Annotated in this window: 11 protein-coding genes and 4 pseudogenes; 7 read left to right on the top strand and 8 right to left on the bottom strand. The window is 60.8% G+C overall.

Going from position 1 to position 15,045, the window contains the following annotated elements; all coding sequences use genetic code 11:
- Positions 1-69: 69 nt before the first annotated feature.
- Entirely contained in the window at positions 70-816 is a 747-nt protein-coding gene (locus NKI97_RS17430) for a Crp/Fnr family transcriptional regulator (protein WP_031194961.1), read from the bottom strand.
- A gap of 154 nt (positions 817-970) precedes the next feature.
- Between NKI97_RS17430 and hemN the strand changes: the two genes are divergently transcribed.
- Complete coding sequence (gene hemN, locus NKI97_RS17425) at positions 971-2,314, top strand: oxygen-independent coproporphyrinogen III oxidase (RefSeq protein ID WP_352835511.1); 1,344 nt, start codon at positions 971-973, stop codon at positions 2,312-2,314.
- A gap of 557 nt (positions 2,315-2,871) precedes the next feature.
- On the opposite strand, the gene queE is transcribed toward hemN, so the two are convergent.
- Genes queE through queC form a run of 3 tightly spaced genes read right to left on the bottom strand, consistent with a single transcriptional unit; the run spans position 2,872 to position 4,657 of the window.
- Positions 2,872-3,606 (bottom strand): 7-carboxy-7-deazaguanine synthase QueE, encoded by a 735-nt coding sequence (gene queE, locus NKI97_RS17420; RefSeq protein ID WP_352684181.1) that lies wholly within the window; start codon positions 3,604-3,606, stop codon positions 2,872-2,874.
- Positions 3,603-3,959, bottom strand: a complete 357-nt coding sequence (gene queD / locus NKI97_RS17415) for a 6-carboxytetrahydropterin synthase QueD (protein WP_352457393.1) — start codon at positions 3,957-3,959, stop codon at positions 3,603-3,605. Before queD ends, queE begins: the two co-directional genes overlap by 4 nt.
- The gene (queC, locus tag NKI97_RS17410) at positions 3,959-4,657 is read right to left on the bottom strand and encodes a 7-cyano-7-deazaguanine synthase QueC (protein WP_352835507.1); all 699 of its coding nucleotides are present in this window, start codon (positions 4,655-4,657) and stop codon (positions 3,959-3,961) included. The genes queD and queC overlap by 1 nt, the downstream gene beginning before the upstream one ends.
- A 611-nt stretch (positions 4,658-5,268) precedes the next feature.
- Between queC and NKI97_RS17405 the strand changes: the two genes are divergently transcribed.
- The 4 genes and pseudogenes from NKI97_RS17405 to NKI97_RS17390 all read left to right on the top strand — a co-directional run.
- Positions 5,269-5,658: a hypothetical protein gene (locus NKI97_RS17405; RefSeq protein WP_352835504.1), complete on the top strand. Its 390-nt coding sequence runs from the start codon at positions 5,269-5,271 to the stop codon at positions 5,656-5,658.
- 32 nt (positions 5,659-5,690) lie between these two features.
- Positions 5,691-5,819, top strand: coding sequence for a hypothetical protein (locus tag NKI97_RS17400; RefSeq protein WP_023722056.1), 129 nt, complete (start codon positions 5,691-5,693; stop codon positions 5,817-5,819).
- 514 nt (positions 5,820-6,333) lie between these two features.
- Positions 6,334-7,218: pseudogene (locus NKI97_RS17395) on the top strand (IS1380 family transposase); the annotation flags it as partial.
- A 168-nt stretch (positions 7,219-7,386) separates the two neighbouring features.
- Positions 7,387-7,551: pseudogene (locus NKI97_RS17390) on the top strand (LysR family transcriptional regulator); the annotation flags it as partial.
- On the opposite strand, the gene NKI97_RS17385 reads toward NKI97_RS17390, so the two are convergent.
- Positions 7,538-8,743, bottom strand: coding sequence for a beta-ketoacyl-[acyl-carrier-protein] synthase family protein (locus tag NKI97_RS17385; RefSeq protein ID WP_352835502.1), 1,206 nt, complete (start codon positions 8,741-8,743; stop codon positions 7,538-7,540). The pseudogene NKI97_RS17390 and the gene NKI97_RS17385 sit on opposite strands and share 14 nt — an antisense overlap.
- Entirely contained in the window at positions 8,744-9,019 is a 276-nt protein-coding gene (locus NKI97_RS17380) for an acyl carrier protein (RefSeq protein ID WP_023679611.1), read from the bottom strand.
- 575 nt (positions 9,020-9,594) lie between these two features.
- Between NKI97_RS17380 and NKI97_RS17375 the strand changes: the two are divergent.
- Together NKI97_RS17375 and NKI97_RS17370 are read left to right on the top strand one after the other, a co-directional pair.
- A pseudogene (locus NKI97_RS17375) lies at positions 9,595-9,696 on the top strand (LysR family transcriptional regulator); the annotation flags it as partial.
- A 97-nt stretch (positions 9,697-9,793) separates the two neighbouring features.
- A pseudogene (locus NKI97_RS17370) lies at positions 9,794-11,139 on the top strand (IS1380 family transposase).
- A gap of 693 nt (positions 11,140-11,832) precedes the next feature.
- Here NKI97_RS17370 and NKI97_RS17365 read toward each other — a convergent pair.
- On the bottom strand, positions 11,833-12,087 hold the full coding sequence (locus NKI97_RS17365) for a helix-turn-helix domain-containing protein (RefSeq protein ID WP_352835499.1): 255 nt from the start codon (positions 12,085-12,087) through the stop codon (positions 11,833-11,835).
- A 421-nt stretch (positions 12,088-12,508) separates the two neighbouring features.
- Positions 12,509-14,332 carry a glutamine--fructose-6-phosphate transaminase (isomerizing) gene (gene glmS / locus NKI97_RS17360; protein ID WP_352717904.1) on the bottom strand — a complete coding sequence of 608 codons (1,824 nt, stop codon included), beginning with the start codon at positions 14,330-14,332 and terminating at the stop codon, positions 12,509-12,511.
- Positions 14,333-15,045 lie beyond the last annotated feature (713 nt).

The following is a 15,045-nucleotide window of genomic DNA, read 5'->3' as shown; positions in this document are numbered from 1 at the left end:
TAAGCGCAACGCGAGCATGCCCTGCCCCGAACGAAGTAAGTGACGTAGGCCATGCAGCTTCGGTGTCATTCAAACGGCGGTTGCGCCTCGGCCGCCGCAGCGCCGTTCCAGCCGGCTCATGCTGTCCACGGTGACACGGCGGTTGTTCTCGATCCGGATGACGCCGTCCATTCTCAGGCTGGTCAGCTGACGGCTCACGGTCTCGTTTGTAATTCCAAGGAAGTCAGAGATGTCGGCACGCGTCATCGGCAGCTCGAAGCACGCCGACCTGGCCGCTGGGTCAACACTGGAACCGATGTTCCGGGCGATCATGAGGAGAAAGCTCGCCACCTTCTCCGGTGCGGTCTTGCGCCCCAGAGTCACCATCCATTCGCGTGCCTCGTCGAGTTCGTTCAGCGCCTGCTTGAGCAGGCGATGCACAAATTCCGGTGATTCCTTCATCATCCGTTCGATGGCCGCTCTCGGAAACGAGCATAGCGAGACAGCTGTTGCCGCTTCCGCATTGATCGCGCTTTTCATCTTGAAGGGCCGTCCCAGAAAATCCGGCGCGAACTGGAGACCGACGATCTGCTGGCGGCCGTCCGAAAGGCTCTTCGTGAGCTTCACTACGCCTGAAAGCACGTTTGAATAACAGTCGACCGCCTCGGCGTCGCCGATCAGTTCGACCCCCGGCTCGATATTGTGCCGCGACGACGTCTTGGCGAGCTGAGCCAAATGGTCTGGTTCGAGCGCACCACAGACACCGCGGTGCCGTGCCTCGCAAGACAGGCAAAGAACGGGAATGCCGGAACTGTGAATGTCCTGCCGTAATGTCATTCGATCGCTCTACCGGTCCAGTGCGGGCAGGATAGCAATCGACGGTAGAAAAATCCTTGCGGCAGTTTGTCCGTGCTGAAGGTTGATCGAAATCAGGGCTTAGGCTCATCCAAGCATCCACAGTTCCGGCGACGCAAACACGGTGGACCACGACATGCGACTGGAGCTAGCTGCCAGACTTGGCGAGAACGTCCCGCGCTATACCAGTTATCCGACCGCGCCGCATTTCCATGCGGGGGTCGATGCCGTCGTTTACCGAGGCTGGTTGGAGGCGCTCCAAGGTGGTGACGAGATATCGCTTTACCTGCATATTCCCTATTGCGACAAGCTTTGCTGGTTCTGTGCCTGCCATACCAAGCAGACACGCCACTACGAACCGGTGAGCACGTATCTTCGCTCACTGCATGCCGAGATCGCCACCGTCGCCAGTCTTGTCGCAGGCAAGGGCCGCGTGCGTGCCGTCCATTTCGGCGGCGGTTCGCCAACGATGCTCAAACCGGAGGATCTGGTGGCGCTGGGAACCGTCCTGCGCAACAGCTTCACCTTTCCTCCCGGCGCAAAGATCAGCGTTGAAATCGAACCCAATGATATGGACGATGCCCGCCTCGATGCACTTGCCGAAATCGGCATGACAAGGGCGAGCCTCGGCGTCCAGGATTTCGACCCGAAGGTGCAGAAAGCGATCAACCGCGAGCAGAGCTTTTTGCAGACCAAAGCGGTAGTCGACGGCGTTCGTTCGCGCGGCGTCGAATCCGTCAATCTCGATCTGCTCTACGGGCTGCCGCATCAGACCAGGGAGAGCGTCGCCTCCACCGTCGCGCAGGCACTGACGCTGGAACCGGATCGGATCGCGCTTTTTGGCTACGCCCATGTGCCGTGGTTCAAGAAACATCAGACGATGATCGACGAGGCCTGGTTGCCGGGTCCGGCGGGGCGGTTTGCCCAATCGCAATTGGCGGCGCGGGCGATCATGGACCAGGGATACGAAGCAATCGGGCTCGATCATTTCGCCAAACCGGGCGACGCCCTCGCGCTTGCCGCCCGCGCCGGAACACTGCACCGGAACTTCCAGGGCTATACCGAGGATCGCTGCGAGACCTTGATCGGCCTTGGCCCGTCATCCATCAGCCAGTTTCGCCAGGGCTATGCACAGAACATGCCTTCGACCGCCGAATATGGACGCATGGTTGCAGAAGGAGGGCTGGCAGCGGTCCGAGGCATTGCGCTTTCCGAAGACGACCGCGTTCGCGGCTGGGAGCGATTGATGTGTGACTTCGCCTTCTCGGCGATTGAGCTGGTGGAGCGCTTTGGCGAAGCCGGCCAAAGACTTCTCCTCAAGGCGAGTTCCACGGCTCTTCATGGTCCTGCGCGGCTGCTTGAACTTGATGGTGACCACTTCGTCGTGCCTGCGGAAAGCCGGCCCTTTGTCAGGAGCATCGCGGCAAAGTTCGACAAATATTTCGAAAGTGGAACGGCCAGGCACTCAGCGGCAGTCTGAGCACCGCAGAGGAACGGTCATGGTTCTCAGTCGATCGTGAACCGATTGCGCTATGTTTTTCACTGTTGATCGGCGACCGTCGTGTCGAAACAGGATTCGGAGCGGACCAGACGCGTCTTGGCATAGTGACGATATCGTCCGGTCGTGCCTTCCGGCGCCGTATTCCATTTCGCAGTCCCTGAAGCGCCACGTCGAGTCCGGCCTCTTTTCTGTATCGGAAGCAGTCGACAATCGTCCTGGCCAGATCATGGTTGTCGGCCGACAGCTCCCTTCGGCCTTGCAACAAGAATCCGCAAGGACAGTGCCAGCTGCAGCAGGCGCCGCCGCATCGCACCACCATACTATCCACCCGTGGCTCGCGCTAACCCTTTGATTGGTTCGCGCCAGGGACGCCCGTCGAAACCGAGCCTCGGCAACAATCCGAGTCGTAAGCGGCTGGCCACGCTCTTGGTGCCGGTGGCAGAAGTCCGCAAGCACCCCGGCAGCGCCGTCAAGCGTGGGACAACCCGTCCACCCGAATATCCGCCGGCGCAGTTTCAGTGAAAAGCGCGCCTAGGCTACACGGCTCTCTTGTTACCCCAGAGCATAACGTGCAGCTGCGGCAGCACACGGGCTTCGAACCACCTGTCGCGGGTCACGCTATCAACCAGCCACTCCATGCGCTTCAATATTCCGTCAAGGTCGACAGGCGCGTCTTCATTTGCGGGGCGTGGCGGCGTGTGATTGCCGGGTTGCAGATAGATCGGAAGCCGCGGAAATCTCGCAGCGGCGTCTTTCGCGTAGGCGTAGTCACTTTCGTCGAAAACAATGAGCTTGAGCACGACCTGCGGCCTGCCTTGTGCCGCCTGGAGGCACGCCTCGAAAGCGGCCCAATCGGTCGTCATTTGGCTTGACGGCGGCTTTGGGCTGAGGACTAGCACGTCAAGGTCGGCAAACCAGTCCCTGGCCACCGAACCTTGGGTTTCCAGCGCAAAACGGTAACCTTCACCATGGCCTCGCTCGATGAGCGCGCCGAGCGGCTGGATGGCCGGATTGCCGCCTGACAGCGATACCATCAGCGGGCGGCCACCGGAAAGCGCAAGCACGTTTTGCCACACCGCGCCAATGGACATCATCTCCCATTCATGGCGGAATTGATTGTCCACCGCATGCAGGCTGTCGCACCAGGAACAGCGATAGTCACACCCGCCGGTTCTGACGAAGACCGTCGGCAAACCGATGAGCACGCCCTCGCCCTGGATCGTCGGCCCGAAAATCTCACTCACGCGGATTGCGGGATGCGTATCGGTCATGGCCGGTATTCCGCCCAGGTTTTCGGCGTTTCGCTCACACGCACGGCCGAGGTTTCGCGCAGGCGTGCCTTGCACCATTCATAAAAATGTCTGGCCAGATATTCCGCCGTGACTTGCTCATGTCCCAGCACGTCGTTGAGATGTCGATGGTCGAAGCTCTCGTCGATGTAGCGTTTGAATGGCGCCAAATCGTGATAGTCGCGCACGAAGCCGTTCTCGTTCAGTCCATTCGCTGAAAGCTCCACTTCAACGATGTAGTTATGCCCGTGCAGGCGCGCGCATTGGTGATCGGGTGGCAACGAGGTGAGCTGATGCGAGGCTGAGAAGTGGAATTCCTTGGTGATGCGGAACATTACGCGGTCCTCCTTCGCAGCGCATCGAGCCAGAAGTCGGAGTCCTCGTAGTCGGTGGGGTCCGGCTGCCCAGAGAGATGAAACGCCTCGCGCCGCTCGACGCAGGTCCCGCACCTCCCGCAGTGACGCTCGGCGCCCTTGTAGCAGGACCAGGTCTGCGCAAACGGCGTGCCGTATGCTGCTCCATTCCTAACAATGTCCGCCTTCGTGAGATTCACATAGGGTGCATAAATGCGAATCTCCGCGTAGCCGTCGAGCGCGTGGTCCTGCATCATCTGGAAAGCGTCGATGAAGGCCGGACGGCAGTCGGGATAAATGAAATGATCCCCACCATGCACGGCCGTCGCCACCGCCTCAGCGCCGTGCGCTGCGGCGAAGCCGAAGGCAATGGCCAACATGATGGCGTTCCGGTTCGGCACCACCGTGACCTTCATCGTGTCTTCGGCGTAGTGCCCGTCGGGCACGTCCACATTATCGGTCAGCGCGGAGCCGGAAAGGCCGCCGCCGATCTCGTGGATGTCGATGACGCGGTGCGGGACGCTCAGTCGCTCCGCGCAAAGGGCGGCGAAGCCCAATTCCTTCCTATGCCGTTGGCCGTAATCGAAAGATAGGAGGCCGGCGAGTTCGTGCTCCGCTGCCACCTTGTGAGCAAGGGTAACGGAGTCCAATCCGCCGGAGCAGACGACGAGAGTCTTCATTTTTGGGTCCTTGTTTTAACCGGGTAGGCTGCGACCGGAGATTTCTCTGCGCTCCCAGTACTTCAGGAAATCCATTTTGTGAAGTGAACGGGGGACGAGTTTCATGCGCTGACGTGCAGCTGTGTGCAAGGCGCCCTCGCGGTGAGCCTGCAAGGAACACTGACTAGCGAAACGTCACGCTTCAGCGGAATGCTCAAAGGCGAGCGCACCAGAATAAGCTCTGCAGGAGGTCCCGACCTTCGTAAACAAAGTTCTCGACGATCAAGCGCCCGGCGGTCCCGAGCTTCGAGGGACGCCACCGCGAGGGTTTCAGGTACTAGACGGCCCAAGGATGGGCTTGCCGCAAACAACGAACTTACCAGTAGGATGTTCAGCGACGCCGATGCAGATGTCTGGAATGATCACGACATCAATTGTCGCGGCAACTTTGGCTGGCCTGCTCCTCGGGTTCCGTAGATCCAGCGCATTCCGCTTCAGGATCGGTTCGAACCGGAGCACTCCCTCGGTCAATGGACGTCCGGCAACAGCCTGAATGATCGGTCGTGAACCGACATCTGTGAACAAGCGGTGTGGTCGATTGCTATCACCCATGTGTTGCGCGCAGGTACCTTATGGCAGTGGATGAACTGGATTTGATGGTTTTACAGCTGGCGGTCGAAAGCGTCCGCTCGCTCTCCTTAAGCTTCGCTGAAAAGGCCGCCGAGGTAGCCACCAGGAGCCGCGGCATCCTGCTTTTCGACGTGCGGGTCGACGGTCATGCGGGGGTCCAGCGGGTCGCAGCCATCCGATATCAGGGCGACCAGATCGGCGTGCTGGCGTTGGACAGACAGGGCCTTGTTACCCACCATTGCATCGTCAACGGTACGTTCTCACATTTCATTGCGCCCTTGGAGACCTGGCACAGCATGCCCCTGTCGATGCAGGCCAAGATCGATGCCAACGGCCATGCCAGTCTCTTCCTAGGGGCCTTGCGAAATGCCGGACATTTGCTGGGCAGCTAGCATTTGGCCAGAATGCATCTGTGAATTTTTGCATGCGCATCGCTGCCGACAGCGCCGGCATGATTGTCGTGCTCGAAAACGGCTGCGGCGATCGCGGCAAAGCGATCGCCGCGATGATGGCGATCTACGCGTGGGCGTTGCATCGATGCGCGATCGTTTAGACAGAGGTCTCCGCCTGGCATCGAGCAACATGCACGGAGGTACGCAAAGCGCAAATGCATCAAGTATTTGAAGGGACGAGCCCCTCGCGCAAATGGAGCTTGCGCTGCCGTTGTCGTCCCATCGTGCCGCCGAACTCGGGGGCGTGACGATCGACCACGGTGGCCTATTTTTTTGCAAAGCCGAATGTCCCGATTCCGAAGCCAAGGAAAAAACTCCGACCACAGCGAAGAATAGTAACAACACGGGCGACGCAAGCCGCCTTGCCCTCTAGCAGGGGAGGTGCTTGCGGTGCTCTCACCGACACAAGATCGCAAATGGCACGTGGGTGAGCACCAAAACTGGCGACACGCATGGTGATCGGCTTGACTCGCTGGAGGAAGCACAAGGCCTCAGTGGGCGGAGGCGCCAGCGACGGTCGAATACTGGCTGGCTGCTCGGGATCTGATCGTTGAAATGACGTAGGATTTGGTTGCTTAAGCCGATCCGAACCATTTCCCGGAGACCACACCCACCATGAACGATCTTGCGCTGCCGCTGAGCGGTTTGTCATCAGTCGGCGGCAAGTCCGTCGTCGCCCGTTTCGACGGCGGCATGCTGTCGTCCAACAGCGGCGTTCTGGCCTTGGCCGAGGTGGAAAAGCGGTTGCGGGTGGCCGAGCGTCTGGCGCGTTGCATCGACGATCCGCGCTGCCCGGACCAGGTCGTCCACAGCCTGGCGGACATGATCGGCTTTCGCATGAAGATGATCGCCGCCGGCTACGAGGACGGCAACGACGCCAACCGGCTGCGCCGCGATCCGGTCTTCAAGATGGCCCAGGATGCGCTGCCGTCGGGTCGGGATCTGGCGTCGCAATCGACGCTGTGCCGGCTGGAGAACCTACCCGGCGTGCGGGAGCTGGTCGCGATGGGACGGGCGATGGTCGATCTCTATTTGCGCCTCGTTCCGGCAGGTGCCGAAGCGGATCGTACTCGACATTGACGACACCTTCGACGCTGTGCACGGAGGCCAACAGCTTCGCCTGTTCAATGCCCACCATGACGAGTACGGCTTCCAGCCGATCGTGGTGTTCGACGGCGATGGCCGCTTCGTCGGTGCGGTTCTGCGACCGGCCAAGCGGCCGAGTGGGGCTGAGATCCCCCCCACCTGCGCCGTCTGGTGCGGGCGATCCGGATCAACTGGCCGAACATTCGAATCCTGCTCCGCGGCGATAGCCATTATTGCAACCCGCAGGTCATCGACTGGTGCCGCGCCAACGACGTCGACTTCATGTTTGGCCTCGCGCCCACCACGACCCTGCGCAAGCATGTCGCGGATCTGGAGGCCAGCACGACGGCGCGCTTCGAAGCGTCGGCCAAGACAGGCAAGGTCCGCAGGTTCAAGGAGTTCGTTGACGGCGCCCGCGGCGCGGCCGGGCCGGCAGCACTCAGGCGACTATAACGGGCGCAGAGCCGACCCTGCGGCTTCCAGACATTGTCGTGTACAGCTTCAGACCCTCAAGCCGAGCCCGCAGGGCCTCGCTTACCTTTTACGGGGCGGCGTTACGTCCAAGCCGCTTCAACAGTTAAGAATTTCGCAAAGACGATACCCCCGGATCGTCGAGCTTCCGCTGCCACTTCCCGCATTCGCCGAGGCGGTCAATGACCCGCCCTTCACAATAGTTATCCGGCAAGCATCTGGATGCGAGAGATCATGTTGCCGGAGGCATCTCTCATGGCTTCTACACCTGCCTGAACGCCAGAACCGCGTTCGTGCCGCCAAAGGCGAAGGAGTTGCTCAGTGCCACGCGCACCTTGCGCTCGCGTGCCACATTGGGCGTGACGTCGAGATCGCAATCGGGGTCCAGCTCACGATAATTGGCAGTCGGCGGCACGACGCTCTCGCGGATACCCATCACGCAGGCGATCAACTCGAGCGCGCCGGACGCGCCGAGGCAATGCGCGTGCATGGACTTGGTAGAAGAAATGGACATTGAGAAGGCGTGCTGACCGAAGACGCGCTTGATCGCCGCCGTCTCGATCTGGTCGTTGGCCTTGGTGCCGGTGCCGTGCGCGTTGAGATAGTCGACATCCTCGGCGTCCAGCCTGGCATCGGCAAGGCAGGCCCGCATTGCTGCCTCCGGCCCCTCGACAGTCGGCGCGACGATGTCGGACGCATCGGCGGAAAGGCCGGCACCGGCAATTTCGGCAAGGATGGTGGCGCCCCGAGCCAGGGCATGCTCGTAGCTTTCCAGCACCGCCATGCCGGCGCCTTCACCAAGCGACAGGCCCTGGCGATCGGCCGAGAATGGCCGGCAAGTATCGGGCGAAAGCACGCGGATCGCTTCCCATGCCTTCAGCACACCCCATATGAGCGGCGCTTCGCTGCCGCCGGCAAGCATCACGTCGGCCCGGCCGAGCCTGATCTGGTCCACCGCGCAGGCAATCGCATGGTTTGCCGAGGAACAGGCGGACGTGACGCCGAAGACCGGCCCGCGCAGGCCGAGACTCATGCTGACCTGGCCGGCAGCGGCACCCGGCATCGCCTTGGGTACAGTCAAGAGAGCGGCACGCTTACCGCCCAGAAGGATGGCGCGGTAGGTTTGCTCGATCGCATCCCACCCGCAGCCGCCAACGCCCACCGTCGCACCGAAGCGATAGCTATTTCTCTCTTTGGAGGAAAGTCCGGCCTGACGCATGGCTTCGCGCGCCGCAAGCACAGCGAGCAGGCTGAAGCGGTCCATGGAGATGAGTTGCTTGCCGTCGATGTCATGCTCCGGCAGCGCCTTGATCTCGGCACCGATCCTGACCCTCAATTCATGGAGCTCGGAGTTGACGATTGGGCCGATGGCGGAGCGGCCTTCTCGCATCTCTGTCCAAATGGCGGCGGCGTTGGTCCCAAGCCCGCAAATACCGCCAATCCCAGTAATCACGACGCGCCTGTCCATTCACACCCCCTTAGCGAGCAAGCTGCGCACGGCTTCCACCATGTCCCCAACATTCTGGAGATCCGACCATGCCTCGGCCGTATTCATCTCGATCTCGATGCCGTAGGCCTGCTCCAGGTCCCAGAGAACGTCCGCCAATCCCAGTGAATCGATACCGAGCGAAGTCAGTCCCGTGGCAGCCGTTATCTCGCCGCCTGTGGCAGGCGCTATGCCGCCCTCCGACGCGGCGCGCTTCTTGATCATGGCGATTATTTCGTTGGCGAGTTGATCTGCCATCTTGTTCCTTTCCAGCTTGCGTTTTCGGCGTCGTTCAAAACCCGAGTCGCGTCGCGTTGCCAAAATTGCCCCTCATAGAGCCTGTGCGACCGACCAAGCCCAATGCCCATAGGAACCGGACGAGTTCCGGCTTCTGCGGCGTCAGCCCGATGACGAAGAAAAGTCGCCGGCCTCCCGCTTTTGCGCCAGCACATCAAGAATCTGCGTGTAAATGGATAGGAACCGTCGTAAAACGTCAGCTAAACGCTGCGACGGTGGGTGCTGTCAGCGTATTCACTCGGCACCTCATATGTAATCGAGATGTTTCATAGCTCCGGACCAGTTGCGATCAACTATTGTACCGGTCCGCCATTCGTCGGAGAGTTCGACATGATCGGAGCGCTGCCTCTCATTCCCAGTACAATCTCCACCGCACGCGACAGATTTCCTCTTTCGGGCTCTTCTCAAGGGACTCGCCACGCGATAGAGGCAGTGATCGGCGCACGTGAGATCCTGCCAAGTCCATGCGACATTCCGGAAAATTGGTAAAATCGTTTGTTTCAATCAAATGCATCCACGCTATGGATAGCTAAGACATGCGTTTCAAAGGGCTCGATCTGAATCTTCTCGTCGTTCTCGACGCGCTGCTGAGCGAGCGCGGCCTCACGGCGGCGGCACGCCGCATCAACCTAACCAAATTCATGGGGGTTGGTGGATGTGGCGCAAGCCGTTGAAATGACGTAGGATTTGGTTGCTTAAGCCGATCCGAACCATTTCCCGGAGACCACACCCACCATGAACGATCTTGCGCTGCCGCTGAGCGGTTTGTCATCAGTCGGCGGCAAGTCCGTCGTCGCCCGTTTCGACGGCGGCATGCTGTCGTCCAACAGCGGCGTTCTGGCCTTGGCCGAGGTGGAAAAGCGGTTGCGGGTGGCCGAGCGTCTGGCGCGTTGCATCGACGATCCGCGCTGCCCGGACCAGGTCGTCCACAGCCTGGCGGACATGATCGGCTTTCGCATGAAGATGATCGCCGCCGGCTACGAGGACGGCAACGACGCCAACCGGCTGCGCCGCGATCCGGTCTTCAAGATGGCCCAGGATGCGCTGCCGTCGGGTCGGGATCTGGCGTCGCAATCGACGATGTGCAGGCTGGAGAACCTGCCCGGTGTGCGGGAGCTGGTCGCCATGGGGCGGGCGATGGTCGACCTCTACTGCGCCTCGTTCCGGCAGGTGCCGAAGCGGATCGTGCTCGACATTGACGACACCTTTGATGCCGTGCATGGCGGCCAGCAATTGCGCCTGTTCAACGCCCATTATGACGAATACGGCTTCCAGCCGATCGTGGTGTTCGACGGCGATGGCCGCTTCGTCGGTGCGGTTCTGCGGCCGGCCAAGCGGCCGAGTGGGGGCAGAACTCTGCCCCCACCTGCGCCGCCTGGTGCGGGCGATCCGGAGCAATTGGCCGAACACCCGGATCCTGATCCGGGCCGACAGCCATTATTGCAGTCCGCCGGTCATCGACTGGTGCCGCGCCAACGGTGTCGACTTCATTCTCGGCGTGGCGTCCACCACCACATTGCGCAAGCATGTCGCGGACCTGGAAGTCAGCACGCACGCTGGCGCGTTTTGAAGCGTCGGCGAAGACGGACAAGGTCCGCAGGTTCAAGGAATTCTTTGACGGCGCCGGCAGCTGGAGCCGTGTCGAGCGCATCATCGCCCGGGTCGAGGTCGGCGCCCAAGGCGCCGACACCCGCTTCATCGTCACCAACCTTGCCGGTGGCAAGGCCAAGGCGCTCTACGAGGATGTCTACTGCCGGCGCGGCGCTGCCGAGAACCACATCAAGTCGTGGAAGACGCATCTCGCCGCCGACCGCACCTCCTGCACAAGAGCGACGGCCAACCAGTTCCGGCTCTTCCTGCATGCCGGCGCCTACTGGCTCATGTGGGGCCTGCGCGCCCCAATGCCGAAATGCTCGAGCTTCGCAGTCGCCCAATTCGACACGCTGCGACTGCGCCTCATCAAGATCGCCGCGCGCGTGGTCGAGATGAAAACCCAGATCCGCCTGCACCTGCCGACCTCCTGCCCGGACCAGCGCATCCTGCGCATCGTGCTTGATCGGATCCCGCAGCTCGTGACGTAGCCGACGGGGCGCCAACGCCCCGAAACGAACCCGCCGACCGCAACCCGCAAACCCCCGCCTGCCATCACGACGGAGCAATCCCGGCGCCTGACGAGGCGCGTGGAAAAGCACCGCAACGGCGACCACAACGTCGCTTCAGGCCTTCAAAAGCTTATTGCCGTGCATCAAGGCGGCTAGAAGCGCGCCGGCAGCCTGGCGGGGGGCTTGGGGTTAGACTGCCGGCGCACGCCACTCATGAAGAGCGGCCCCTTTTTGCGGTTCCGACACCCATAGTCAACCCGGCAGCGTCTGGATGCCCGCTGTGCTCTTTTCAGAGCGGCTCGCGATGCCGGCCATGTCGGCCGATCCTGCCTAGGATGGTTGCGACTCTCGTCGGCCGAGTTGATGCTCCAGCCAGTATCGCCTTGCCGACCAGCATGAGTTCGCCGTTAGCAATCCATCGTCGCGAGCCGATGCTATCGTGCACGTGTCGCAGCACTCCGGGCGGCTATATCGCCGAAGACAGCATGACGAAGTTCCAACTTCCTGTTCGGCGAGCCCGTGTGCAGTTCCTGAATCGGACAGTGGACGAGAATTCTCTTGGCGGTACTGCGCCAGAAGGCATTCGCGTCCAACGGAATCAAGCGACGACTATCAGCCGCAAACTTCACATCACAAGAGCGGTCTTCCACCCATTGCAGATTATCCGACTGATCAGGCGGCGTCCGATATGTCCGACTCTGCCTCGAGAATTCCCACAGGTATGGACAGCGATCTCGCTATCCGATTCCGATAGCCCTTATTGTACTTTAGACCCCGCTCGATGTTTTGGATTTCCTGAGCGGCAAGCCCGCACGCGACCGCGAGGTCCTCGATTGAATACCCAAGGTGCTCACGATAAGCGCGGATGATGTGGGTCCCCTGCGATATAGCCGTCAAGACTGGCTCGGGAATGCGCGAATCCTTCATAAACATCTCCAAGAAGATGGGAGCGCCTGACAAATCGGGAGATTTCCTCCCCGACCCTGGCGCACACCCAGCAAATCAAAAAAATGGACGTCCATTCGGCCGGACCGGCCTCATCCATGGAATGGGCCACTTGAAATTGGCAGCCGGGTCGGAATATGGCGGCTCACCTGCTTCTGATCAAGTTCTAAGAACCTGCCCGCCACGAGATGGCCTGATCGGCTGTAGCGCATTCGACCTGCGATCCTACACGACTCATTCTCCCCGATGGCTTTCTTGAACAGCAACTCGAACTCTCACTGACGCCTCCAGTGGCTATTCGCGGCACCGTCCACCCAGCCTCGCGGACGCTGATACCTTCGACCAATTTCCACCGCCGATGCAGCGAAGATGGACAAGCATCGCCACCTATAAAGGTTCACAATCACTCGACCGTGACCGATTTTGCGAGATTGCGCGGCTGGTCTACGTCTGTGCCCATGAAGAGCGCCGTGTGGTAGGCAAGAAGCTGTATCGGCAGCGAGAAGATCATCGGCGCGATAATCTCGTCGACAGCCGGCAACACGAGCGTGTGCATGGTGTTGAGTTTCGATGCGGCTGCCCCTTTTTCATCGGTGATGAGGATAATCCGCCCTCCACGGGCAGCCACTTCCTGCATGTTGGAGACGGTCTTGTCGAAAAAGCGATCATGGGGCGCGATGACGATCACTGGCATGTTGTCGTCTATCAATGCGATCGGACCGTGCTTCAATTCACCCGCCGCATAGCCCTCGGCATGGATGTAGGAAATCTCCTTGAGCTTCAGCGCACCTTCCATCGCTAGCGGGAAACTGGTGCCACGGCCGAGATACAGGACGTCACGACACTTTGACAGTTCGCGCGACAGGAACTCGATCTCCGGCTGGATGCTGTTGAGTACCTGGCCCATGACGCGCGGCACTTCGGCGAGGCTCCTGACGAGCGCCTGCAGCTCGTCTTCGGTTACGGTCCCGCGGGCTCTGGCGGCGCCGATGGCGAGTGCGGCTAGAACGGCAAGCTGGCAGGTAAACGCCTTGGTGGAGGCGACGCCGATCTCCGGTCCGGCAAGGATCGGGAAGACCGCATCGGCCTCCCGAGCGATGGTCGATTCGCAGGCATTGACGATAGCGCCAATTTTCAGCCCACGCTCCTTGCAGTACCTCAACGATGCGAGCGTATCGGCGGTTTCGCCGGACTGCGAAATGAAGAGAGCCGCCGACTGCGGCGACAACGGGATCTCGCGGTAACGGAATTCGGACGCAACGTCGATTTCAACCGTCAGGCGCGCATAGCGCTCGAACCAGTATTTTCCGATCAGTCCGGCGAGATAGGCGGTCCCGCAGGCCGAGATCGCCAAGCTCGGGATCCTGGCGAAATCGATGCCAGAAACCATGTCGGCGCGATTCTCTATGATGTTGCTATAGTGACGGAGAGCATGGGCGATGACTTCGGGCTGCTCGTAGATTTCCTTCTCCATGAAGTGGCGATGATTGCCCTTGCTGGCCAGATCGGCCGCGGCCGTGGAGGTATGGCGCGGACGCTCGACGGGATGGCCGTCGAAATCGAAGATATGGGCGCCCGAATTGCCGACAATGGCCCAGTCGCCCTCGATGAGATAGGTAATTTCATTGGTGAAGGGAGCAAGCGCGATCGCGTCGGAGCCCAGGAACATCTCGCCGTCGCCGTGACCGATCGCCAGCGGCGGTCCGTTGCGCGCCGCCATGATGGTCGACGGATCATCTTCGAAGAGGACGGCAAGCGCATAGGCGCCCCTGACGCGTTTCAGCATGGCACGCATCGCCTCTTGCCGCCTCATGCCCTCCCGGCGGTGTCTTGCCAAGAGATGCGCGATGACCTCGGTGTCGGTGTCGGTCTGGAACTCGGCGCCAGCCGCCGCCAATTCGTCCTTCAGCTCGGTGAAATTCTCGATGATGCCGTTATGGACGACGGCGACACCGTCGGTAAAGTGCGGGTGTGCATTGTGTTCCGTCGAGGCCCCATGGGTTGCCCAACGCGTGTGGCCGATGCCGATGTTGCCGCTCAGCGGCTCTTCCTTCAGTCTCCTCTCGAGATTGACGAGCTTGCCCTCGGCGCGCCGGCGGTGCAAGGCACCTTCGGTGATCGTCGCAACGCCGGCGGAATCATAGCCGCGATATTCCAAACGCTTCAATGCGTCGACCAACCGATCCGACACCGGCTGTTGCCCAACGATGCCAACAATCCCGCACATGTTCGTCTCCCCATTCTTGCCGGCAGCTTCAGCCCACGCGAGACGGATACCCATCCGGCCGCGTTCATTGGGGACCTTGTAGTAGTATTCGGTAATATTGGTACAATTGATTGTAGGGATAACTATCATCCACCCCATGGATGAGCCGCGTTTGTGGGCCCTGATCTAACTTCTCGTTGCGCCTGACGCCCTCATGCCCGAACGCAAGCCCACACCCCGCGGCACGAAGGAACAATCGGCCATGCGCGAACCATCCCGGCTACGCACCTGACCACGGACCGCCGCCGCTCGTGATCACGCGGTGATCGGCATGATCACAAGCACTGTAGTTAGGCAGCGTCAGCGACGCATGATCGGCATCATCATCATCGGCAACGTCGGCGCCGTCGGCATGATTCACGTGTTCGTCACGTTGATCATAATCATCGTCGCCGCCGATCAACTTTCTGATTGCCTGCCGCTTTGACGCGGCTTTCGCCGGTAGAGCTTAGCCCGCGATGGCCTATCAAAACGCTGTTAGTCGGCATGGCCGAAACCGAGAGTCAGGCGGCGCACGCCACAGAGCACGTTCAGCGACCGTTTCAGTCAGCGCCGGCTTTCTTGGGGTTCGTAGCGGTCATCAGGATTCTCGGGGCATGAATGCACTATCACGAAAGCGTTGGTTCTCAGTGCTTCGTCCGTATTACTCAAACCCGATTCCCGCAGCGGAAGAA

It is taken from the genome of Mesorhizobium sp. M0296 (assembly GCF_040321675.1).
GTDB lineage: Bacteria > Pseudomonadota > Alphaproteobacteria > Rhizobiales > Rhizobiaceae > Mesorhizobium.
Note: the sequence above shows the minus strand (reverse complement) of the source record. Positions and strands in the feature narration are given on the sequence as shown.